General features: G+C 69.9%; 21 protein-coding genes and 1 pseudogene. 13 read left to right on the top strand and 9 right to left on the bottom strand.

Translation table 11 applies throughout. The features are described from left to right. Nucleotides 1-147: 147 nt before the first annotated feature. The 4 genes from KUM32_RS05885 (at nucleotide 148) to KUM32_RS05870 (ending at nucleotide 4187) form a co-directional block, all read left to right on the top strand. The gene (locus KUM32_RS05885) at nucleotides 148-1251 is read left to right on the top strand and encodes an LLM class flavin-dependent oxidoreductase (RefSeq protein WP_217140716.1); all 1104 of its coding nucleotides are present in this window, start codon (nucleotides 148-150) and stop codon (nucleotides 1249-1251) included. Then, nucleotides 1248-1850, top strand: coding sequence for an FMN reductase (locus tag KUM32_RS05880; protein ID WP_217140715.1), 603 nt, complete (start codon nucleotides 1248-1250; stop codon nucleotides 1848-1850). The genes KUM32_RS05885 and KUM32_RS05880 overlap by 4 nt, the downstream gene beginning before the upstream one ends. A gap of 81 nt (nucleotides 1851-1931) precedes the next feature. Continuing rightward, the gene (locus tag KUM32_RS05875) at nucleotides 1932-2675 is read left to right on the top strand and encodes a response regulator transcription factor (protein ID WP_217140714.1); all 744 of its coding nucleotides are present in this window, start codon (nucleotides 1932-1934) and stop codon (nucleotides 2673-2675) included. Continuing rightward, a complete protein-coding gene (locus KUM32_RS05870) occupies nucleotides 2676-4187 on the top strand; it encodes a HAMP domain-containing sensor histidine kinase (protein ID WP_217140713.1) in 1512 nt (503 codons plus the stop codon). A 298-nt stretch (nucleotides 4188-4485) separates the two neighbouring features. Here KUM32_RS05870 and KUM32_RS05865 read toward each other — a convergent pair whose 3' ends face one another. Beyond that, nucleotides 4486-5436: a VCBS repeat-containing protein gene (locus KUM32_RS05865; protein WP_217140712.1), complete on the bottom strand. Its 951-nt coding sequence runs from the start codon at nucleotides 5434-5436 to the stop codon at nucleotides 4486-4488. 312 nt (nucleotides 5437-5748) lie between these two features. Then, the gene (locus KUM32_RS05860; protein WP_217140711.1) at nucleotides 5749-6705 is read right to left on the bottom strand and encodes a DUF748 domain-containing protein; all 957 of its coding nucleotides are present in this window, start codon (nucleotides 6703-6705) and stop codon (nucleotides 5749-5751) included. Nucleotides 6706-6879: 174 nt separating this feature from the next. Between KUM32_RS05860 and KUM32_RS05855 the strand changes: the two genes are divergently transcribed. From KUM32_RS05855 to KUM32_RS05845, 3 genes are all read left to right on the top strand, one after another. Then, the gene (locus KUM32_RS05855; RefSeq protein ID WP_217140710.1) at nucleotides 6880-7158 is read left to right on the top strand and encodes a heavy-metal-associated domain-containing protein; all 279 of its coding nucleotides are present in this window, start codon (nucleotides 6880-6882) and stop codon (nucleotides 7156-7158) included. Nucleotides 7159-7259: 101 nt separating this feature from the next. Continuing rightward, a complete protein-coding gene (locus KUM32_RS05850; RefSeq protein ID WP_217140709.1) occupies nucleotides 7260-9512 on the top strand; it encodes a cation-translocating P-type ATPase in 2253 nt (750 codons plus the stop codon). Between the two features lie 189 nt (nucleotides 9513-9701). Continuing rightward, a complete protein-coding gene (locus tag KUM32_RS05845) occupies nucleotides 9702-10112 on the top strand; it encodes a four-helix bundle copper-binding protein (protein WP_217140708.1) in 411 nt (136 codons plus the stop codon). Nucleotides 10113-10181: 69 nt separating this feature from the next. Here the strand turns inward: KUM32_RS05845 and KUM32_RS05840 are convergent, their stop codons facing one another. Together KUM32_RS05840 and KUM32_RS05835 are read right to left on the bottom strand one after the other, a co-directional pair. After that, nucleotides 10182-10724: a DUF4396 domain-containing protein gene (locus tag KUM32_RS05840; protein ID WP_217140707.1), complete on the bottom strand. Its 543-nt coding sequence runs from the start codon at nucleotides 10722-10724 to the stop codon at nucleotides 10182-10184. A gap of 259 nt (nucleotides 10725-10983) precedes the next feature. Beyond that, a complete protein-coding gene (locus KUM32_RS05835; RefSeq protein WP_217140706.1) occupies nucleotides 10984-11421 on the bottom strand; it encodes a hypothetical protein in 438 nt (145 codons plus the stop codon). Between the two features lie 262 nt (nucleotides 11422-11683). Here KUM32_RS05835 and KUM32_RS05830 point away from each other — a divergent pair. Then, nucleotides 11684-12807: pseudogene (locus tag KUM32_RS05830) on the top strand (IS630 family transposase). Nucleotides 12808-12828: 21 nt separating this feature from the next. Here KUM32_RS05830 and KUM32_RS05825 read toward each other — a convergent pair. After that, the gene (locus KUM32_RS05825; protein WP_217140705.1) at nucleotides 12829-13239 is read right to left on the bottom strand and encodes a hypothetical protein; all 411 of its coding nucleotides are present in this window, start codon (nucleotides 13237-13239) and stop codon (nucleotides 12829-12831) included. 741 nt (nucleotides 13240-13980) lie between these two features. On the opposite strand from KUM32_RS05825, the gene KUM32_RS05820 reads away from it, so the two are divergent. From KUM32_RS05820 to KUM32_RS05805, 4 genes are all read left to right on the top strand, one after another. Continuing rightward, entirely contained in the window at nucleotides 13981-14724 is a 744-nt protein-coding gene (locus tag KUM32_RS05820) for an NUDIX domain-containing protein (protein ID WP_217140704.1), read from the top strand. After that, the gene (locus tag KUM32_RS05815) at nucleotides 14725-15888 is read left to right on the top strand and encodes a 5'-methylthioadenosine/S-adenosylhomocysteine nucleosidase (protein WP_217140703.1); all 1164 of its coding nucleotides are present in this window, start codon (nucleotides 14725-14727) and stop codon (nucleotides 15886-15888) included. It abuts the gene before it with no gap. Then, entirely contained in the window at nucleotides 15885-17897 is a 2013-nt protein-coding gene (locus KUM32_RS05810) for a hypothetical protein (RefSeq protein WP_217140702.1), read from the top strand. The genes KUM32_RS05815 and KUM32_RS05810 overlap by 4 nt, the downstream gene beginning before the upstream one ends. Nucleotides 17898-17991: 94 nt before the next feature. Then, nucleotides 17992-18525 (top strand): hypothetical protein, encoded by a 534-nt coding sequence (locus KUM32_RS05805; protein ID WP_374227487.1) that lies wholly within the window; start codon nucleotides 17992-17994, stop codon nucleotides 18523-18525. Nucleotides 18526-18657: 132 nt separating this feature from the next. Here the strand turns inward: KUM32_RS05805 and KUM32_RS05800 are convergent, their stop codons facing one another. Then, complete coding sequence (locus tag KUM32_RS05800) at nucleotides 18658-19362, bottom strand: hypothetical protein (protein ID WP_217140700.1); 705 nt, start codon at nucleotides 19360-19362, stop codon at nucleotides 18658-18660. After that, complete coding sequence (locus KUM32_RS05795) at nucleotides 19359-19787, bottom strand: DUF6415 family natural product biosynthesis protein (RefSeq protein ID WP_254405076.1); 429 nt, start codon at nucleotides 19785-19787, stop codon at nucleotides 19359-19361. Before KUM32_RS05795 ends, KUM32_RS05800 begins: the two co-directional genes overlap by 4 nt. 338 nt (nucleotides 19788-20125) lie before the next feature. Here KUM32_RS05795 and KUM32_RS05790 point away from each other — a divergent pair, with 338 nt between their 5' ends. Further along, nucleotides 20126-20521, top strand: a complete 396-nt coding sequence (locus tag KUM32_RS05790) for an ATP-binding protein (RefSeq protein WP_217140699.1) — start codon at nucleotides 20126-20128, stop codon at nucleotides 20519-20521. On the opposite strand, the gene KUM32_RS05785 is transcribed toward KUM32_RS05790, so the two are convergent. Together KUM32_RS05785 and KUM32_RS05780 are read right to left on the bottom strand one after the other, a co-directional pair. After that, the gene (locus KUM32_RS05785; RefSeq protein WP_308408598.1) at nucleotides 20499-21215 is read right to left on the bottom strand and encodes a 2'-5' RNA ligase family protein; all 717 of its coding nucleotides are present in this window, start codon (nucleotides 21213-21215) and stop codon (nucleotides 20499-20501) included. The genes KUM32_RS05790 and KUM32_RS05785 overlap by 23 nt on opposite strands. A 19-nt stretch (nucleotides 21216-21234) precedes the next feature. Further along, nucleotides 21235-22557 carry a M48 family metallopeptidase gene (locus KUM32_RS05780; RefSeq protein ID WP_217140697.1) on the bottom strand — a complete coding sequence of 441 codons (1323 nt, stop codon included), beginning with the start codon at nucleotides 22555-22557 and terminating at the stop codon, nucleotides 21235-21237. Between the last annotated feature and the right edge of the window lie 119 nt (nucleotides 22558-22676).

The following is a 22676-nucleotide window of genomic DNA, read 5'->3' as shown; positions in this document are numbered from 1 at the left end:
GTCCGGAACGGGGCAGGGGGGCGGGGCAGGAACCGGGCAGGGGGGGTGGGGCCGGAACCGGGCAGGGGGCGGTGTCGGAATAACGGCCGGGGGACGGTCGTTCGACGGGTATAGTTGAACGGTCAACAATTTGGAGGTTGAGCGACCATGCAGTTCGGCATCTTCACCGTCGGCGACGTCACCCCGGACCCGACCACGGGGCGTACGCCGACCGAGCGTGAGCGCATCAAGGCCATGGTCGCCATCGCGTTGAAGGCGGAGGAGGTCGGACTCGACGTCTTCGCGACCGGTGAGCACCACAACCCGCCGTTCGTGCCGTCGTCGCCGACGACGATGCTCGGCTACATCGCGGCGCGCACGGAGCGGCTGGTCCTGTCCACCTCCACCACGCTGATCACCACGAACGACCCGGTGAAGATCGCCGAGGACTTCGCGATGCTCCAGCACCTGGCCGACGGCCGGGTCGACCTGATGATGGGCCGCGGCAACACCGGCCCGGTCTACCCCTGGTTCGGCAAGGACATCCGCGAGGGCATCAACCTCGCCGTGGAGAACTACGCGCTGCTGCACCGGCTGTGGCGCGAGGACGTCGTGAACTGGGAGGGCAGGTTCCGCACGCCGCTGCAGGGGTTCACCTCCACGCCCCGCCCACTGGACGGCGTCGCCCCGTTCGTCTGGCACGGCTCGATCCGCTCCCCGGAGATCGCCGAGCAGGCCGCGTACTACGGCGACGGCTTCTTCCACAACAACATCTTCTGGCCCGCCGACCACACCAAGCGCATGGTCGAGCTCTACCGCAACCGCTACGCCCACTACGGGCACGGCACCCCCGAGCAGGCGATCGTCGGACTCGGCGGCCAGGTGTTCATGCGGAGGAACAGCCAGGACGCGGTGCGCGAGTTCCGCCCGTACTTCGACGTCGCCCCGGTCTACGGGCACGGGCCGTCGCTGGAGGAGTTCACCGAGCAGACCCCGCTCACCGTCGGCTCGCCGCAGCAGGTGATCGAGAAGACCCTGGCCTTCCGCGACTACGCCGGTGACTACCAGCGCCAGCTCTTCCTGATGGACCACGCCGGGCTGCCGCTGAAGACCGTCCTGGAGCAGCTCGACCTGCTCGGCGAGGAGGTCGTACCGGTACTGCGCGCGGAGTTCGCCAAGAACCGCCCGGTCAACGTGCCGGACGCGCCGACCCACGCCTCCCTGCTGGCGAGCGCGAAGACCGCCGCCGAGAAGGAAGGAGCGCGGGCATGAAGCTCGTCGTCGTCTCCGCGGGACTGAGCGTCCCGTCCTCCACCCGGCTGCTGGCCGACCGGCTGGCCGCCGCGACCGCCGGGCGGACCTCGGCCGAGGTGCGGGTCGTGGAGCTGCGCGACCTCGCGGTGGAGATCGCGCACACCTTCACCAACGGGTTCCCCGGACGGGAGCTGTCCGCCGCCTTCGACGCCGTACGGGCGGCCGACGGCCTGGTCGTCGTCACGCCGGTGTTCTCGGCCTCGTACAGCGGGCTGTTCAAGTCGTTCTTCGACGCGCTGGGCGCCACGGAACCGGACGCCCTCGCCGGGAAGCCGGTGCTGGTCGCGGCGACGGGCGGTACGGCCCGGCACTCGCTCGTGCTGGAGCACGCCCTGCGTCCGCTCTTCGCCTACCTCAAGGCCGTCGTCGTCCCGACCGGCGTCTACGCCGCCTCCGAGGACTGGGGCGCCGAGGGACTGGACGGGCGGATCGAGCGTGCGGCGGGGGAGCTGGCCGCGCTGATGACCGGGCTGTCGACGGTCGGGAAGCCGGCCGGGGACACCACCGAGGTCGTGCCCTTCGAGGAACGCCTCGCCGCGCTGCGGCCCGCCGGGTGAGATCACGTTGACGTCCTCCCCGGCGTGAGGTCCGGCCCGGCCGCGCGGTCGCAGCGCCCCCGGCCTTGGCAGACTGGACCCGTGCCCCGGACTGTCCTGCTCGCCGAAGACGACCGCGCCATCCGCCACGCCCTGGAGCGCGCCCTCACCCTGGAGGGGTACCGGGTCACCGCGGTCGCGGACGGTGTCGAGGCGCTGGCGCAGGCCCGCCGGGGGCGGCCGGACGTCGTCGTGCTGGACGTGATGATGCCGGGCATGGACGGCCTCCAGGTCTGCCGTGCCCTGCGCGCCGAGGGCGACCCCACGCCGATCCTGATGCTGACGGCGCTGGTGGAGACCGCCGACCGTGTCGCGGGCCTGGACGCGGGCGCCGACGACTACGTCGTGAAGCCGTTCGACGTCGAGGAGGTCTTCGCCCGGCTGCGCGCCCTGCTGCGACGCAGGGGCCGTGAGGAGGCGGAGCCGGACACCGCCCCGGCGGCGTACGCGGCGCGGCCGGCCCCCGAGGGCGAGGAGCCGGACGGCCGGTACCTGGAGGCGGCCGGGCTGCGCATGGACCCGCGGGCCCGCCGCGCCTGGCGGGGCGGGCGGGAGCTGGAGCTGACCCGCACCGAGTTCGAGCTGCTGGAGCTGCTGGTCCGCAACGCGGGCATCGTGCTGGACCACTCCACCATCTACGACCGTATCTGGGGCTACGACTTCGGGCCCGGCTCCAAGAACCTCGCCGTCTACGTCGGTTACCTGCGCCGCAAGCTGGACCAGCCGGGCGCGCCGCAGTTGATCCAGACCGTGCGCGGTGTGGGTTACGTGCTGCGGGGGGACTGAGTGGGCCCCTCACCGCTCGGGCGGCGGCCCCGGCTGCTGTCGCTGCGCACGACGTTCGCGGTGTCGTTCGCGACGCTCACCGCCGTGGTGACGGTTCTGGTCGGGGTGCTGTCGTACAACGCCGCCGCGCGGCTGGTCCGGGTGGACCAGGAGACCGTCTTCGCGCAGGTCGTGCAGGACCTGCGGGCCGAGGTGCGCCAGCAGCGGATGTCGCCCGGTGACTTCTCCTCCTCCGCGCCGGGCCACGACGTCGTGCGCCCGGCCCGGACGGACGTGCAGGTGCTCGGACCGGACGGCGAGGTCTCGGACCCGGCCGGGCCGCGGCTGCCGGTCACCGACGCCGACCGGCGGATCGCGGGCGCCGCCTTGGCCGGGCGGCTGGTGCAGCACGAGGACGTCGACGTCGGCCACGACGCCTACCGGGTGGCGACCGTCTCCCTCGGCGGTGGCCGGGGCGCGGTGCAGGTGGCACAGGAGTTCAGCGACACGGAGGACCTGCTGCGGGTCCTGCAGCGGCGGACGCTGCTCCTGATGGCCGTGGTGGTGACCGCGGCGGGCCTGTTCGGCTGGTGGCTGGCCCGGCACATCACCCGCCGCCTGATCGCCCTGACCTCGGCCGCCGAGGACGTCGCCCGGACCCGTCGGCTCGGCATCCAGGTCCCGGTCACCGGCCATGACGAGGTGGGCCGCCTGGGCCGTGCCTTCGACCGCATGCTGGGCCGCCTCGCCCAGTCGGAGGAGGACCAGCGGCGCCTGGTCCAGGACGCGGGCCACGAGCTGCGGACACCGCTCACCTCCCTGCGGACGAACATCTCGCTGCTGCGCCGCATCGACGAGCTCCCGCCCGCCGCCCGGGAGGAGCTGGTCGCCGACCTCGGGCAGGAGGCCCGCGAGCTGACCGACCTGGTCAACGAACTGGTCGAGCTGGCGGCCGGCCAGTCCTCCGGTGAGCCTCCGCAGCGGGTCGACGTGGCCGGGATCGCGCGGGAGGTGGCGATGCTGGCCCGGCGCCGCACCGGACGGGAGATCGGTGTGCGTGCCTGTGGCGAGACGACGACCGACGGCAGGCCGGCCATGCTGACCCGCGCGATCTCCAACCTGGTCGAGAACGCCGCGAAGTTCGACCCCGGCGGTACCGGGCCCATCGAGGTCGCCGTCGCCGGACCCGTCCTTCCGCACTCCCGGCTCCTGCCGCACGCCCGGCCGCGCTCGGGCGGGGGGACGCCCGTGAGCGGGGGGTCTCCCACCGGTGCGATCCGCGTCGAGGTCCGCGACCGGGGCCCCGGCATCGCCGACGGCGACCTGGCCCGCGTCTTCGACCGCTTCTACCGCGCCACCGACGCCCGCTCCCGGCCCGGCTCGGGCCTCGGCCTGTCCATCGTGCGGGAGGTGGCGCTGGCCCACGGGGGCGCGCCGTTCGCCTCGCGGCGGGAGGGGGGCGGATCGGTGATCGGCTTCACGGTGGGCGGTGACCCGACAGGCGACGACCCGCCCCACGACCGACCGGCCTGAGCGACGACGGCCTCCGCCGGCCCGCCCCGGGAGGGGCCATCGCCCGCCTCGGCCCGCCGTCACCCGCCGCCTCCGCCCGCCGTCGCCCCCTCCGCACGCCGCCGGTCGACGAGTGGCCGCCCGCCGTGGCAGGGGACACGTGGTCGTCCGCGCCCGCCAGGGACGACCCCGGCCAGGGACGACCCCGGCCAGGGACGACCCCGGCCAGGGACGACGCCCGCCACGGACGCCGCCGTCCCGGGCCGGGCTCCGGGTGCCTGGACCCGGAGCCCGGCCCGGCGCCCGAGCGTCCCGCTCGTCAGAGCAGGTTGTAGATCTGGAACCCGTGGCCGATCTTGACCGGCTTCTCGTAGACGGCCCGGGCGTCGCCCGTGCCCGAGTACCGGTACAGGTCACCGTTCGGCTGACGTGCGACGAGGTCCGACCTGCCGTCGGCGTCGAGGTCGCCGACCGACAGCAGCCGGTCGTACGTGTTCCAGCCGCCACCGATCCTCGTGCGGTCGGCGAAGGGGGCCTTGTAGTCGCCGGTGCCCTGGTAGAGCCACAGGACGCCGGACGTGTCCCGGGCGACGATGTCGGCCTTGCCGTCGCCGGTCAGGTCGCCCTGGCCGGCGAGCTGGGTGTACTGGCCCCAGCCGCCGCCGACGCGCTGGCGCGCGGTGAGGGTGTTGTCCGGGTGGGCGAGGTACAGCCACAGGACGCCGGCCTTGTCGAGGCCGAGGAGGTCGGCCTCCTGGGCGCCGCCGAGATTGCCGGGGGAGAGCAGCGTGGGGTAGATGTCCCAGCCCTTGCCGATCTGCTTCTCGTGGTACTCGAGGTTGTCGTCGATCCAGCTGTACTGCAGGGTGCCGTCCTTGTAGGCGTTCCAGGAGCCGTCGCTCCAGCCGTCCTTGTCGTTGTCGACGTCGATGGAGTCGGCGAAGGCCGCGAAGCTGGACGCCACGTGTTCCCGGGGCTGGAAGCCGCCCTGCCTGTCCGTGAAGTACATGTACAGCTCGGTGGTCTGCTTGTGCACGCCGAGCATCGCGAAACTGGGCGTCTCCACCGGAACGGCCGCGAGGCCGCGCGCCTGTGGGCTCCGGGCTTCCCGGGTGGCCTGCTGCTCGGCCTCGGCGGCGGCACGGGCCCGGTCCGCTCCGGCCGGGTCGCCGGAGGCGGCGGCCGTACCGGCCGTGGCGGCCAGCGCGGCCGTGACGGCGGTGGCGGCGAGTGCGCCCCGAAGCGCGCGGCGACGTGCGGATCCGATCATCGAGTTCTCCTCTGTGCATCGGCCGACAGCCGGTTTGCGTACCGGCGCCGGCCACGAATCTCTCACGTGATCTTCATGGAGACGATCAGATTATGTGCCCGTAACTGCGGCGGGTCTTGGGGCCTGCCCGGCATCCGGACACCGTCGCGCACTGCCGGTGACCGGCAAGGTGCCGCTCGTCGGCCCAGTTCGGCCCAGTTCGGCCCAGTTCGGCCCAGTTCGGCCCAGGTCGTCCCTGCCGGAGCCGCCGGCCGTCGAACGGCGGGGCGCGCGGGGCGGGGAGGATGCGGGCGGGGAGCGGGCGGGGCGGGCTCAGTGCCGGTGGCCGCCGTCACCGTGCTCCTCGCCGGCCGCCGGCTCCGGCGCGCTGTCGAGCGTGGACGTCCCGGCGTGGACGGTGAAGGCCGCGGTGCGGACGGTGCCGTTGTGCTTGAAGTCGAGGAAGAGGCGGTACACCCCGGCGCTGGGGGCGGTCGTCGTGAAGGAGATGCCGGGACCGGACTCGGTGGTGCCGTCCCCGGGTTCGCCGTTCGGGTGGACGTGGAGGTAGGCGAGGTCGCCGGAGCGCAGGGCGACCAGGTGCCCGTAGGCGCCCAGGTAGGGCTCCAGGTCGGTGACCGGGCGGCCGTCGCGGCTGACGTCGAGGGTCAGCTCACCCGCCTTGCCGGGGCGCAGGGCGCCCTTCAGGGTGACGGTGTAGCCGTCGACGGTGGTAGTGGCGGCGGCTCCGGGCAGGTCCGCCGCCTCGTACGGGCCGGAGACCGCGAGGTCCGCGCCCAGGGTGAGGTCGGTGGCGCCCTCGGTGTTCGGGGTGAAGTCGGCGAAGACGCGGTACGTGCCGGCGGCGGGCAGGTCGACGGGGGTGCTCCAGGTGCCGTCGGCTGCCCGCGTGGGGTGCAGGTGCCGGTAGGTGGCCAGGTCGCGTGAGGCGAGGACGAGGTGGAGTTCCTTGCCGTGCTCGCGCCGGTAGGAGGTCACCTGCCGTCCGTCCTGGTCCCGCACGGCGAAGCGGAGTTCGCTCTCTTCCCCGGCGGTCACACGGGGTGTCCTGAGGTCAAGGGTGTATCCCGCCTCGGAGATCTGGAGCCCGGCGGGGGTGGCGTCCGTGTGTGCGCCGCGGCCGGAGCGTGCCGGGCGGTCGTGCTCCGCGTGGGCTGCCGGCGCCTGGTCCGCGGCGGTGGGGTCGATCGCCGCGCCGACCCCGTAGGCGGTGCCGAAGCCGGCCGCGAGCGCGGCAGCGAAGACAGTGATCTTTACGCCGGTGTTCATGAGTGCCCTCTCTCGTCGGCGTCGCCGCTCCTGCGGAAGTGACACGACTATATACCCCCAGGGGGTATGAACAAGTGACTGGTCGGCGTTTGCCAGGAGTACCCCCAGGGGGTATACATGGAGACGTCAGAGGTACCCCCCAGGGGTACAAGGCGTATCTCCCTTGGAGGACCCATGTCCTGCTGCACCCCCGACGGCCGCTGCTCCACCGGCACCGGCACCGCCACGGCCACCGCGGGCACCACCACCGTCTACACCGTCTCCGGGATGACCTGCGGACACTGCAAGGCCACGCTCACCAAGGAGATCGGCGGCCTGGACGGCGTGCTGGCGGTCGACGTCGACCTCGAGGCCGGCCAGGTCGCCGTCACCACCACGGACGAGCCCGACGACGCGCTGCTGGCCAAGGTCGTCGACGACGCCGGCTACGAGCTCACCGGCCGAGCGGCCTGACGGGGCCGCACACCCCGCCGGGCCCGCCCGAGGGCCCGGCCGCCCCCTTTCCCGTCCCCTCTTCCCCGTCCCCCTTCCCCTGATCAGCCCGAGGAGCAGTGATGGCCACCACGGTCCCCGACACAGCCGAGGTCGAACTCGTCATCGGCGGCATGACCTGTGCCTCGTGCGCCGCCCGGATCGAGAAGAAGCTCAACCGGATGGACGGGGTCACCGCCACCGTCAACTACGCGACGGAGAAGGCCAAGGTCAGCTACACCGGTGACGTGTCCGTCCCGGAGCTGATCGCCACGGTCGAGGCGACCGGTTACACCGCGCGCGAGCCCGAGCCGGTACGCGCCGAGCCCACGCCCGGCACGGAGGGCGCCGAGCCCGCCGACGACCTGCGGCCGCTGAGGGAGCGGCTGGTCACGGCCGTGGTGCTGGCCGTACCGGTCATCGCGATGGCGATGGTGCCGGCGCTGCAGTTCGCGTACTGGCAGTGGCTGTCGCTGACCCTGGCGGCGCCCGTGGTGACGTACGCCGCCTGGCCCTTCCACAAGGCCGCCCTCACCAACGCGCGGCACGGCGCGGCGACCATGGACACCCTCATCTCGGTCGGCACGTCGGCGGCGTTCCTGTGGTCGTTGTGGGCGCTGTTCCTCGGCTCCGCGGGCACGCCGGGCATGACGCACCCCTTCGAGCTGACCATCGCCCGCAGTGACGGCGCTGGGAACATCTACCTGGAGGCCGCCGCCGGGGTGACCGCCTTCATCCTGGCCGGCCGCTACTTCGAGGCCCGCTCCAAGCGCAAGGCCGGCGCCGCGCTGAAGGCCCTGCTGGAGCTGGGCGCCAAGGACGTCACCGTGCTGCGGAGCGGCCGGGAGGAGCAGATCCCGGTCGGTGAGCTGAAGGCCGGCGACCGCTTCCTCGTCCGCCCCGGCGAGAAGATCGCCACCGACGGCACGGTCGTCGAGGGCACCTCCGCGGTCGACGCGTCGATGCTCACCGGCGAGTCCGTCCCGGTCGAGGTCGGCGTCGGCGACGCGGTCACCGGGGCGACCGTGAACGCGGGTGGCCGTCTGGTGGTCGAGGCGACCCGGGTCGGCGCCGACACCCAGCTCGCGCGGATGGCGAAGCTGGTCGAGGACGCGCAGAACGGCAAGGCCCAGGCGCAGCGGCTCGCCGACAGGATCTCCGGGGTGTTCGTCCCCGTCGTCATCGCCCTGGCGGTGGCCACCCTCGGCTTCTGGCTCGGCAACGGCGCCGGACTGACCGCCGCGTTCACCGCCGCCGTGGCCGTCCTGATCATCGCCTGCCCCTGCGCGCTGGGCCTGGCCACGCCGACCGCGCTGATGGTCGGCACCGGGCGGGGCGCCCAGCTCGGCATCCTCATCAAGGGACCCGAGGTCCTGGAGTCCACCCGCAAGGTCGACACCATCGTCCTCGACAAGACCGGCACCGTCACCACCGGACGCATGACCCTGCTGGCCGTGCACACCGCCGACGGCACCGAGGAGTCCGAGGCACTGCGCCTCGCGGGCGCCCTGGAGCACGCCTCCGAGCATCCGATCGCCCAGGCGGTGGCCACGGGTGCGGCCGGTCGTGTCGGCGCCCTGCCCGTCCCGGAGGACTTCGCCAACGTCCCCGGCCTGGGGGTGCAGGGCGTCGTCGAGGGCCACGCCGTCCTGGTCGGCCGCGAGAAGCTCCTCGCCGAGTGGGCCATGGAGCTGCCCGCCGGCCTGGCCCGCGCCAAGGCCGACGCCGAGGCGGCGGGCCGTACCGCGATCGCCGTCGCGTGGGACGGCGAGGCCAGGGCGGTCCTGGAAGTCGCCGACGCCGTCAAGGCCACCAGCGCGGAAGCCATCACCCGGCTGCGCGCCCTGGGGCTGACGCCGATCCTGCTCACCGGCGACAACAGGGCCGTCGCCGAGGCGGTGGCCGCGGAGGTCGGCATCGACGAGGTCATCGCCGAGGTCATGCCGCAGGACAAGGTCGACGTCGTCCAGCGCCTGCAGCGCGAGGGCCGCTCGGTGGCCATGGTCGGCGACGGAGTCAACGACGCCGCCGCGCTCGCCCAGGCCGACCTGGGACTGGCCATGGGCACCGGCACCGACGCCGCCATCGAGGCCGGCGACCTCACCCTGGTCCGGGGCGACCTGCGTGCCGCGGCCGACGCCATCCGGCTGGCCCGCAAGACCCTCGGCACGATCAAGTCCAACCTGTTCTGGGCCTTCGCCTACAACGTCGCCGCCCTGCCGCTGGCCGCGGCCGGACTGCTCAACCCGATGATCGCCGGGGCGGCCATGGCCTTCTCCTCGGTCTTCGTGGTCGGCAACTCCCTGCGGCTGCGCGGCTTCAAGGCCGCGAGCTGAGACGTCTCCCCGGAGGAAGGGGGCGGGCCTGACGGCCCGCCCCCTTCGGCGTGCCCGGGGGCGGCACGGCGCGTCGGCGAGGACCTGGGGCTCGGCCCGTTTGCGGTGCGCGGCGGGGTGATACCCGGCAGGCACCGAGGCGACGGGCGCTGTTCGGTGCCCTGCCGGCAGCAGAAGAGGAGCGGCACCATGACCACCACCGTCAACGACATGCTCCGTACCTACCCCGCCGACCTGGGCGGGGTGGACCGGGAGGCCATGGCCAGGTGCATCGAGGAGTGCGTCGCCTGCGCGCAGGCGTGTACGGCGTGCGCGGACGCCTGCCTGTCGGAGGGCATGGTCGGCGATCTGACCAAGTGCATCCGCACCGACATGGACTGCGCCGACGTCTGCAACGCCACCGCGTCGGTGCTGTCCCGGCACACGGGCTACGACGCCAACATCACCCGGGCCGTCCTGCAGGCCTGCGCCACCGTCTGCAAGGCGTGCGCCGACGAGTGCGGCAGTCACGCCAACATGCACGAGCACTGCCGGGTCTGCGCCGAGGCGTGCCGGAGCTGCGAGCAGGCGTGCAACGACCTCCTGGTCAGCCTGGACTGAGACGACAACGCCACAACGCCGGGTGGCCCCTGGATCTCCAGGGGCCACCCGGCGTTGTGCCGGCGCGGGTCAGTGGTAGGCGTGGACGACGGCGTGTCCCTTGCCGCGGCCGATCATCCACTTGTTGACCGGCGTGGTGATCACGAACGCCACGGCGAAGCCGCCGAGCAGCGCGTACCAGAACAGTCCGTCCGACAGGTGCGCGTCCATCGCACCCGGGACGAGGGCGATGATCCCGTTGTCGACCAGCTCCATCACCGCGATGGAGACGGTGTCGGCAGCCAGCGCGACCTTGACCGCGGCCTTCAGGGACACCCCGGCGCGCACGACGGCGAAGAGGGTGAGGGAGTAGCCGAAGACGAAGGCCAGGGTGACGGCCAGGATCATCGTCGGCACGTTGCCCCACATCAGGGCGGTGCCGATGACCATGCCGAGGATCTCGCCGATGGCACACCCGGTGAGGCAGTGCAGCGTCGCCTTCGTCGCCGTGGCCCAGGTCGCGCCGTGCCCGTGGCCGTCGTGGTGGCCGGCGGCGTGCCCGCCGTGCCCGTGGTCGCCGGCAGGCGCCGCGTGGTGGTGCGCGGTAGCGGAGTGGTGCGTGCTGTGGTCCATGACCTTCATCCCCAGGTCCGGGTCGACGTCCCGCGAGGCCCTGGCGGCCTCACAGAACCCACGGTATACCCCCCAGGGGTATACCGACAAGGCCGTGACCCGGCCCTGGCCGAGCAGGCGGGCTCAGGGCTTTCCGGGGAGCGGCCGGGTCCGCGACGTCAGCGGGCGGGCCGCGCCGGACGGGCTCCCGGGGCCGCTGCCCGCGCACACGCACCGCCCGGGTGCGACCGGAGGCACGGCCGCACGGTCGCTCGGCGGCTCAGTACCAGGACGTCCGGCCGCGGTCCGTGCACAGCGCCCAGATGACGAAGACGGCCACGGCGATGGACACGATCGCCCAGACCGGCTGGTAGGGCAGCCACATGAACTGGGCGACGACGACGAGGGCGGCGAGCGCGACACCGACGCCCCGTGCCCAGTCGGCCCCCTTGAGGACACCCCAGCCGGTGGCGGCGATCAGGACGCCGAGGACCAGATGGATCCAGCCCCAGGCGGTGAGGCTGAACTCGAAGACGTAGTCGCCGACGCGGGAGTAGACGTCGTCCTTGGCGATGGCGGCGATGCCGGTCAGGACGCCGAAGACGCCTTCCGTCAGCATCAGCACCCCGGCGAACACGGTACCGCCGGAGGCCCAGCCACTCCTCGAACCGCCTCGTTGCCGCGTGGGACGTCCGGTGTTCTCGGCGGCGTCGGCCATGACTGTCTCCATCCGTCGGTACGCCCTCCGGGCGGGGACTTCGAGCATCGACGGACGACAGACCGACGGCGAGCGGTCGGGGGCCGTTCGGGTGGAGCCTGCCGCGGGACCCGGGCCGGCCGGCCCGAGCGACCCGCATCCGCAGCCGTACCCGAAGCCCGGTCTCACCGCGCCGCTAGTGCTCTGACCGCATAGGTTCGCCGGGTCGGTGTTCGTGGCGGTTGGATGTGGAGTGACGTCCGATCCGACCGCTGGAGGCGCGGTGGCCGAGCCTGTCCGTGTGCGCAGACTGACCGACCAGGAAGGGCAGAAGCTGCAGCAGATCGTTCGCCGGGACAGCACAAACTCGGTGCGCTATCGGCGCGCGATGATGCTGTTGGCCTCGGCCGGCGGGAACCGGGTGCCGGTGATCGCCCAGCTGGTGCAGGCCGACGAAGACACCGTCCGAGTTGTGATCCACCGCTTCAACGAGATCGGCCTGGCCTGTCTGGACCCTCGGTGGGCGGGAGGCCGTCCCCGCCTGCTCAGTCGTGACGACGAGGACTTCGTCATCCAGACGGCCACTACCCGCCCCACCAAACTCGGCCAGCCTTTCACCCGCTGGTCGCTGCGCAAGCTCGTCGCCTACCTGCGTAACGCCTCACGGCCGGGTGATTCGCATCGGCCGTGAGGCGTTACGCGGCCTGCTCGCCCGCCGAGGTGTCACCTTTCAGCGCACCAAGACTTGGAAGGAATCCCCGGACCCCGAGCGCGAGGCGAAGCTGGACCGGATCGAGAAAGTCCTTGACCGCTTCCCGGACCGGGTCTTCGCCTTCGATGAGTTCGGCCCCCTCGGGATCCGACCCACCGGCGGCAGCTGCTGGGCCGCGCAGACCAGGCCCGACCGGGTGCCGGCCACCTACCACCGCACCCACGGAGTGCGGTACTTCCACGGTTGCTACTCGGTCGGCGACGACACCCTGTGGGGCGTCAACCGCCGCAGCAAGGGCGCCGCCAACACGCTGGCCGCACAAGAAGTCGATCCGCGCCGCCCGACCCGACGGCGCCCCGATCTACGTGATCCTGGACAACCTGTCCGCCCACAAAGGCGCCGACATCCGCCGCTGGGCCAGGAAACACAAGGTCGAACTGTGCTTCACCCCGACCTACGCCTCCTGGGCCAACCCGATCGAAGCCCACTTCGGACCACTGCGGCAGTTCACCATCGCCAACTCCCACCACCCCAACCACACCGTGCAGAGACGGGCATTGCACGCCTACCTGCGGTGGCGCAACGCCAACGCCCGCCACCGCGACGTCCTGGCCGCAGAACGCAAAGAACGCGCCCGCGTCCGCAGCGAGAAGGGCATCCGCTGGGGCGGACGCCTCAGCGCATCCGCAGCCTGACACCGCCCAACGGTCAGTGACTCAGAAGCTTCGGAAGACGCCGTCCTTGTCGACGGCGCCGGCGAACTCCTCGAAGTCCATGTTCGCGCCCGAGAGGTTGTTCTCAATGCTCCACAGCTGGGCTACCACAACGCGGACACCACGCCCACGCTCACCCTGCAGGTCCAGCACGAGGAGCGGCCGTTCAGTCGAGGCGAGGGCTACAGAGTCCGCTAAGACAAGAAGCGGATGCTGGTATTCCACGGGGGTCAGGTCGAGGGCCTGGTCGGATGTCAAACCCTCGTACATCCGGTCATCGACGACTGCGACGTTGGCCAAGAAACCGTCCTTGCTGGGCGAGAACAGCGACGCCCGCAGAGCGTCCCACGCACCGTCTACCGAGAAGTCGGTGCGCACAATGAGGGCTTCCAAAGTGCAGGGGAACTGATTCATGCGCGGACAGTACCGCCAACCCGGTGAACCAATCCGGTCACAGCACTAACGACGCCGCTTTCGGCTCAGGGCCACACCAGGCAGTACGGCTGATGCCTCGCCTCGTGTGATGTCCCGCCTCGTGCAGTCGGTGACTGGAGTCCTGCCACTGGTGCAGTGAATAGGAGGGGAGCATTCCTGACCTGAGGGGTCCTCGGCCAAATATGCGCAAGTGGCTCGGTGAGCACTCGACCTGGAGCACGTGCCTTCCGCTTCTTGACGCGCGAGATGGAGCCCTTGGTATCGAAGAACTGGCGAAGACCATGCACTCCGGCTTGCGAGCGACCACTGCCATGGCCCTGGCCCCACAGTCCACCACCACTGGGCCATCGCTACCGCCCGAGCCGTCCTCGCCGACTACCACTTCCGCTATGTCCCAACTGGGCACCTTGGATCTGAGCCGTCACCTGTCTCCGCCTCCCAGCGGGCGAGGGCATCGACTTCTTCTGCCTCACCGACACGGACGCGCCCCCGTCCGCCCGACCGTCGGGGCAGGCAGCCCTGCACACCCCACTGGAACGTAAGTACCAATTTCCAAGCCGCTTCGAAGCAACCCCCAACCAGCAGGTCGCGATCGGCCAACAGCTGTAACTGCGGAGCGGACGACGAGCTGACCGCTTGGAGCGCCTCCGCCATGCGACGCCAGCGACCCCCACGGCTCCTTCTTGTCAAACTGACAAGAACGAGAGTACCGTATTCGGCATGCAAACTGACGCGTGGTCACCCCCACCTGTCCTGCTGACGGTCGATCTCGTGATCCTGACGCTGCGCGAGGGGCGACTGTGTGTCCTGCTCGTGGAGCGGGGCGAAGATCCTTTTCAGGGCATGCTGGCTCTACCTGGTGGATTCCTCAATCACGTTGGTGAGGAGATCCTGGACGCCGCCCATCGTGAGTTGAGTGAGGAAACCGCTCTGGGTGCCGGGTGGGTGCATCTTGAACAGTTGGCCACCTACGGGGACGCAGGCCGTGATCCACGGGGACGAGTCGTTTCCGTGGCTCACTTGGCGATCGCGCCGGGGCTGCCCGAACCGGTGGCGGGGACGGACGCCATGGATGCGGCATGGGTTCCCGCGGAAGCCATCCTGTCCGGTGAGGTGGAATTGGCCTTTGATCACCGCCGGATCGTGACGGACGGGATCGAACGCGCGCGCACCAAGCTCGAATTCTCGGCACTGGCCACGGCATTCTGCAGAGAACTCTTCACCATAGCCGAGTTGCAGCAGGTGTACGAGGCGGTTTGGGGCACTGAACTCGACACCCGCAACTTCTACCGGAAAATCCAGGCCGTAAAGGGGTTCGTCATCCCCGCTGGATCGGGACGTAGGACCACGGGAGGACGGCCCGCACGACTGTATCGTGCCGGGCCGAAGACGGTGTTGTCCCCACCGCTGATCAGGCCTGTGCCGTCCACGATGGAAGAGAGCGCAAGAGAGGAAGAGGAATAGATGTCGAAAGACTTGGTGGTGATCCTCACCGCCCTCAATCTCGAGTACCAGGCAGTGCGCCGAAAGCTGGCCGACCCGCAGGTGCACCGTCATGAGCGTGGGACGCGGTTTGAGGTGGGAACCGTGCAAGACACTTCATGTCGTGTCGCGCTCGGTCTGACGAACAAAGGGAATCATTCCGCCGCGGTGATCGCTGAGCGCGCGATACAGGAGTTCTCGCCGGTGGCCGTGTTGTTCGTCGGCGTCGCCGGTGCCCTGTGGGACACCGCCAGACTGGGCGACGTGGTGATGGCGACACACGTGTACGCCTACCACGGCGGCACCAGCGAGGACGACGGGCTCAAGGCCCGTCCCCGGGTGTGGGAGGCGGCGCACAGTATCAGCCAGCTCGGCTCGCATTTGGCTCGCGTGAACGACTGGGCCGATGACGCGCCCGGTCATGGGCGCGCGCCACAGGTTCGCTTCGGAGCGATCGCCGCCGGTGAGGTCGTACAGAACTCGAAGATCTCCGCTCAGGCGCGGTGGATCCGGCAGCACTACAACGACGCGCTCGCGATCGAGATGGAGGCCGCCGGTGTAGCGCAGGCCGGTCATCTCAACGGGGCACCTGTGGCCATCATCCGGGGGATCAGCGACCGAGCGGACGGTACGAAGAGCAGCGCGAAGGACCGTGACTGGCAACCACGTGCCGCGGCGAACGCGGCGGCGTTCGCCACACGGCTGGCCGTGGAACTAGTGGGAGAACAGGAGCAGATCGCAATGTCGCAGGCGGACAGGGCCTATACGGCCGACAGACTCAAAGAGCAGGTCATCAACACCGCCCATAACAGCACCGTTGGCATCATGGCCGGCTCAGTCAAGGAGAGTAGCGTCTACTTGAGCGCACATCCGAAGGCGACCAGTCCGGCGGACCTGATTACGGAACTGGGCGTTTTCCGTGAGCAGATGAAGCGTCACCACGTCGAGGGCGCCCTCGACGACGATACCTATCGAGAGGCACTGGCCGAGCTGGGCATTGCCCGCCGGGCAGCAACGGAGAACACTCCCGAGGCGCCCAAGAGGGCCACCCTGGCACTCAAGAGGTTACGCGGTCTGATCGCAGAGTTTCCCGAGCTGGTGGCCAAGCTGGCACCACTGGTTGTCGCGGCGGGTGACTTGTCATGAACGACGTCAGCAGTGTCACGCACAATTCGGCCGGATACGGCTCCACCGTCGGAATGCAAGCCGGGGTCGTACACAACGCTCACGTCTCCATCGGCCACCAGGATGCGTCGCCTCAGGAAAAGTACAAGGCCGGCGTGCGGCTCCTGGAGGACGGCGTCCCCAGCCGTGCTCGTGACTTGATCAGTGACGCGATCGCCAACGGACACGACACCGCGGAGGTCCGTTTTCACTGGGTACTTGCCATGCTCAGTGGACGCGCCTACGACGACCTCAGCACCGAAGAGATCCGGCGGCTGAACCGTGCCTCCGGGCTCGTACGGGCCTATGCCGAGGGAGAGTGGAAAGACACTCTGCGCGTCGCTTTCGAACTGCTGGAGATGCTCAGCATCCCGGACGGCGAAACAGGACGCGTACTTGAGCGGTTACGAGCCCTGCCACCCAGCCGGCGTGACACGATCCTCCATCACTTCGACCTGGTGCTCACCGGAGGGTTGAAAGACAGCCTGTGGGCCGAGCGCCGAGAGCGGGCCGAGGCGGCTCGCTTTGGCAACCACCGGGTCCAACGGGTCTGGGCCTACTTCGAACCCGACCCCATCGGGCCACGAGCCCTGCCGCCCCGTCCGAGCACCGCTGCTGCCGCCCAGGCGGCCCTCCCGGTCCGAGCTGGCCTGTTCGTCGTCGCCACCGCATTCCTCAGTATCTTGGCGCTGATCGCGGACCCGGCCGCGGCAGCCATCGAGTTACTGGTGGCGCTCGGTGCGGGACTGACAGCGGCTCACTTCGGCCACCGATGGTGGTTCCAAGAACTTCGGCTGAAGACCAAGAACCAAGTGTTCCAGATCCCGCACCCGCGCGATCCTGCCTCTGCCAGGGACGGGTTCACCAACAACGTCCGTCATTCGTTCGACCACTACTTCAGCACCCGCGTGCCCCATGGACTCGCCCCGCACGAATGGCTCGGTCTTACCGTCCACTTCCGTAACAGCCTCGTCGCCGAGATCGCGGTTCTCTACCGCGAAAGCCGGACCAGCGTGGACAGAGTCAACTGGCTGATCCGCTATCTTGCCGAGGAGGCCCGAAACCGTTACAGCAAAGGCACTCTGTTCGATCACCACCAGAGCCAGAGCCAGAGCCAGAGCCAGAGCCAGAACCAGGCGCCGGCGGGGGCGAAGGTGCTGTGCGTGGTCGCCCTCGTCGCTCTCGGCCTCACGACTCTGGTCCTGCTCGGAACAGTGGCCGCAGGTGCCGGAGTGTCGCAGCTGCTGCTGGCCGTCCTGGCCGTAGGCGGCGCGGTCTGGTCCGGACGCGCGGCTGGCTTCTCGTGGCTGGAGGCCCGAGGTGAGGACCACCGACTGGCCGAGGAGACCAAGGAATACCAGGAGCAACTGGCCGCGCGGCAAGCCGCGTACCAGAACTGGAAGTCGTTCCTGGACGCCACGCGACCCAGTGAGCTGGAAATGGAGATCTGGCTCGCCTGCGACAAGACGCTGTTCGTCGACGAAGCACTCCGCCATTACCAGCTCACCTGGCGCGATGTGATCACCCACACCATCCTGGTGACACCCGCGCGTCCCTACAAGCGAGGGCGGGTGAAGGGCGGTCCTTGGCGGTACTCGCGTTATAGTTTCCGCCTTTTCCTGGTCACACAGGATGGCGTTCGTGAAGTCAGCTCAGAATTCGATTTCACCGACGCGAAACGCGGTAACCGGCAGCGAAGCAACTATCGATTCGATGCGTTGTCCTCCGTGCAAGTCACGGAACGTAGCGAAGCCGGCTATGACCTGGAGCTTTTCCTCACCAACGGGCCGGCCAGGAACATTCGCGTCAAAGACGCCGACGCTCACCAACTCGCGCCGGACGAGAACGCCGAGGAAGTCGCAGAAATCAACCTCGATGCGGCTGGTTTCATCCACACCTTCCGCCTCCTGGAGGGGATCGCGGCAGACGGAAAGGTCTGGATCGAACGGCACAACCCTAAAAACCAGCCGTCCTTCCGCGCTGTCGGCTGAGTCTCCTGCGCCTCCGGAGCGGGCAGGGTCCGGAGCGCCGGATCCCTGCCCGTCCACTCATAGGCCCAGCCGGACCCCGAGCTTAGGAATGACCGTGGCTGCCACAGAAGACGTCACTGAGAGCAGACTGCTGCTGGCCGAGTACGACCGCATCAAGGAAGAGCAGAAAACGCGGATAGGATTCCGTGACAACCTGCTCTACTTCACGCTCGCCGCTTCCACTGCGGTTCTGGCCATCTTCGTACAGAGTAGGCAGGCTCAACTGCTACTCGCCGTCCCTGTGATCTGCCTGGTCCTGGGATGGACCTACCTGGTCAACGACGAGAAGATCTCGGCGGTCGGCTGCTATATCCGCGATCAGTTGGGGCCGCGACTGGCTGAGCTCAGTGGCGCCCACGGCGTCGTTTTCGGCTGGGAGATCTACCACCGCGGCGATTCGAGTCGCACCATGCGCAAGCGACTACAGTCCGCTGTGGATCTGTTCACGTACTTGGTCTTGCCGATGATCTGCGTGACCGCATTCTGGTGCTCTCCCGCTGTCCAGCCTTTACTTGTGATCGTCTCCCTCGCACAGACACTTGCCCTGGCCGTACTGGGCTGGCAGTTCCTGCGATATGCGGAGCGGTAGTGCTGCTCTGCCGCCCCGCTCCACCTTCAATTCGCCGTCCCCACCTGGGAGCTCCTCGGACCCGCCCCGCTCACCGGCCGCCTGTCCGTCGGCTGGCCGGCCGATGAGGCTGGAGGGCCCCGACGCGGGGATCTACGAGGCAGTGGCCAGATCGTTGAGCAGTCCATCGAGGCTGACGACGCGGAACGACTTGAGGCGGCGAACCAACTGGGAGGCGAGGAACGTCCCGATGTTCGGATGGCCGTACGGCAGTGGCGCGTCCGGTTGTGCGATGACCTTCACGCCCCGCTCGTCCCGGCCGTACAGAGTGCCGTGTACGCCGTACAGGGGTGCGCTCCTGACCAGGAGCACCGTCGGGCCGTCCTCCAGGTGCGGACAGAGCCTCGCGGCGGCACGGGTGTGCCTACGGCATACCGGAGGTTGATTGGTGAGGATGCTCGGCTGACTTGGATCGTGATCCCGGGGGCCGGCGAGAAAGATGAAGCCGAGGGGCGTGCGGGCGGGACCTGTGCAGACCTGGCAGGTCAGCGTCTGCATACACACCATCTGCCGGTGCGGGTGCATCAGCTTCCATTGCGGCTCACCGGAGATCCGGCCTTCGGCGTCGACAGGGTTCCACCCGCAGCGGGCCCAGAGCACGCCCCGCGGGTCTCGGTCCCGGGGGTCCTCGTCCGCGTAGTACAGCCACGGGCCGGAGGAATGGCGCGTAATGACGAGGTTGTCCGGCGCCGCGTCCTCCCCTTCCCTCTGGGTGATGTACGGGACCAGGGAGAGACTCTTGTCTCTCGACTCGACGGCCCGCGGGTTGTACGTGAGGCGGAGGGGCGGGAAGGTCACGGCGCCTCCCCGAGGCAGTGGCGGGCCACCAGGCGTTCGAGGAGTTCGTCGAGCGTCCACGCCATGCGCCGGAGGTGTCCGACGGCACGAGGGAGGTCGGTGGGTACTTCCTCGGTTCGGATGGTGCGCCCGCGCTCGATGAGGACGACCACCTGCCCGTCCTGCTCGGCCACCTTGGAGACCATGGCGAGGTGGACGACTCGCACCAGGTGGCCACGGAGGCGCTGCGCGTGCTCGTCGACCCCGTGTTCGGTGGGTGTGTAGTCGTCCAGGACGGCTGCCATGTCATCGAGCAGCAGCCCATCGACATACGGGGCCCAGCGCTGCGCCTTCTCCAAGATCTGCCTCAAACCGGCCTCGGTGAAGGGCGGTACGGCGGCTCGCACGGAATGGGACCAACCGGGACGGATGGCGGTGGCCGTCATCGCCCCGACTCCTCTGGCACAGCGAGGCGGAACCGGTAGGTACCTCGTACGGGGGCGGGCACGGTGATCTCCTCTACGCGACGTCGGCGATTCGGACGTCCCTGGAGAGGGCCGGCCATCGGCTTCGAGGTTCCCGTTGCGGTAGTGGCGTCTCCACGCCGTCGCCACGCCGTCTCCCCGCCGTCTGGGTGGCGGACAAGCGTCGGTCGGACGGCGTGGAGGCGCGCTGTGGACAAGCGGAACCTGTGGGGTACGCCCCATTCGTACGACCCACCGGAAGAGCGACCGCGATGCTGAACGACTCACGCCCGGCAGTCCACAGTTCTCCCACGCACTGCGTGGCCCTGGCCGGTCGGCGCGAGCCGCTTGCCGCGGCCCGTGATCGGGTGCGTACGGTGTTGGCTGGCGTCGTGCCCTGCGTGGACGACGTTGTGCTGGTCGTGTCCGAGCTGGTGGGCAACGCCGTGCGACACACGACGGCCGGCCCTGACTGTCTGACCATCGAGATCGACGGGGATCAGGTCGTCGTCGCGGTCCACGACCCGGAGCCTGACGACGGTCGTGTGCACCTGTCGGAGACGGCTGCCGATCTGCTTGCCGAGTCCGGCCGTGGGCTGTGGCTGGTGCAGACGCTGGCACGTCGGTGGTACGTGGAGACCACCGCCGTCGGCAAGGCGGTCGTTGCCGTCCTGCCGCGCGGGGAAACGGCAGTCAGCCGAGCGGCAGGCTCTTGACGACGTTCCACCGATAGGCGCGGTCCTCGCGTCGCAGCTCCACCAACTGCACTTCCTGGACGTGCAGATCGACTGGTGCAAGGCCCCGGAGTGGGGTGACGGCCTCGATGACCGGGGCAGCGGGGCGTGGCCGGTTGTTGTAGGCCAGGCTCAGGTGGGGGCGGAACAGCGCGGTCGGCTTGCGGGGCGCCAGCCCGAGCGAAGCCATGGACTCGCTGAGGGCCGAGTGCAGCGCCAGTACCGGGCCCCAAGGGGCGACCGTCAGGCGTACGGCTCCCCGAGAACCCGCGAGCGGGACCGCCCGCAGGCGGAAGGCCGCCGGGAGAAGCGGGGCCGCCGCGCTGATGACGTCATCGAGATGGCTCAGCGGCAGCGTTGCGGCGGAACCGACGCGTGTGAGCGTGATGTGCAACCCGTCGTCGGGGACCGGGTCCAGGCCGAGCCGCGCGAGGTGCTGCTGGCAGCGAAGAGCGAGGTCGGCCAACGCTGGGCTGCCGGGGAAGGTGAGCATCCAGTAGTACGCCCGGGTCTGTGCCGTCCAGCCGGGCCGGTCCCAGTGATCGACCATGGTCTCCACGGCGTCGAAGGCGGCCTGGTCGTGTGCCGCGATCACCGCCGGGTCACTCAGGTCGGCCGGGGGGTGGGTAGGGAAGGCTGCGGGATCGGCGCTGAGCTGGACGTGCGGCCAAGACACCCGGCGAACTCCTCCGTGATCACCCCGCCTCGGCAGGCGGGAGCTGACAGCCCCAGACGCGGAGCTGTTCGCCATACTCGCGCACCGCCGACCGGGACCGCCAAGGGGCTGCTCGCTCGTACAGATCCCGAGAGCGCTGCCGCACCGAACTGATCGGCAGCGGGCTGGCCAGAGTGATCGCCTGTTGCCCGAGGGACATGGCGTGCTCCACATCCGGTGCTCGCTGTTGAAGCACCGCGGTGGCCACGTCGAGGCGGACCAGCGAGCGGCTCCACGCGGAGTCGGACTTCTCGACCAGGTCGTCGAGGTCCTCGGCGTCCCGCAGCACGTGCCCGGTGTCCTGCAGAGCGACACGGGCGGTCAGCGCATTTGCCAGGGTGCGGGCCCGCCCATACGGCAAGAAGGAGATGCATGAGGTCAGGCCGACGGGCACATCATGCCGGTCGGAGAGCTCCAGCGCTCGTTCGATGGCCCGCTCGGCCTGGTTCCGGTCACCGAGCTTGCCGAGCGCCCGGGCCCGGCCGTTGACCAGCAGCCGGATGGCCTGCGGGTGGTCCGGCGCCCGGTCCACCGCGGCGGCGGCCCGCGCGTCGGCCTCGTCGTAACGGCCTGCGTAGTACGCCGCGAAGGACTGGGTGGCGCAGGCCCACATCTCGGTGTCGAGATCGCCGATCGCCCGGCTCAGTTCCAGCGCTTCGGCGCAGTACGCCTCAGCCAGGCGGAACGCGCCGGTGTTGACCGCCATGTAGCCGAGCAGTCCGCCGGCGCGTGCAGTGATCCGGAACAGTTCCCTGCGTGCGGATGGAGGTTGCTGACCCGCGAGCAGGGTGTACCCCATGCTGTGCAGGCTCTTCGTCTGTCCCCACAGGCCGTCCGGCCCGTCCTTCTCGTACCGCTGGGTGATCACCTCGATCCGGCAGGCGAGAAAGGACAGAGTGGTCTGGTCGACGTTGCCGCAGGCCAGCTGGCGGGCTCGGGCGACGATCTCCGCCGGGTCGTCATCGTGGGCCGGTGGGCCGGCTTGGGGAGAAGCTGGAACGTCCGCAGGTAGTGGTTCTGGGGCGGCCGGCGGATGGGCCGAGGCCGAAGCGAACAGGTCGCGGGCGGCCTTGCCCAGCAGCTCCTCCAGAATGCGGCACGTATCGGGGCGGGGAAGCTGCTTCAGTTCCCCACTCATCCACCGGTCGAACTGTCGCGAAGAGACCGCGACCGAGGCCAGCCGAGGGTCACCCGCCTCCTCGGCCAGGTTCCGGGCCGCGCGGGAGAACTGCACCTCGAACGCCGCGTAAGTCGTGAGGTGGCGCTCTTCGAGTAACTGCCGAAGCAGCGTGTTACGGGGCATGGAAGACCTCCCAACACGTCGGCGGAACCAGGGGCTCCTCGGCGAACGGCACGCACGCCGGACCGTGCGGCGTACGGGATGTCCTACGTAAGAGTGCCGACGCAAAGGGCAACTAGGCA

This window comes from Streptomyces sp. AC627_RSS907 (assembly GCF_019049165.1).
Note: the sequence above shows the minus strand (reverse complement) of the source record. Positions and strands in the feature narration are given on the sequence as shown.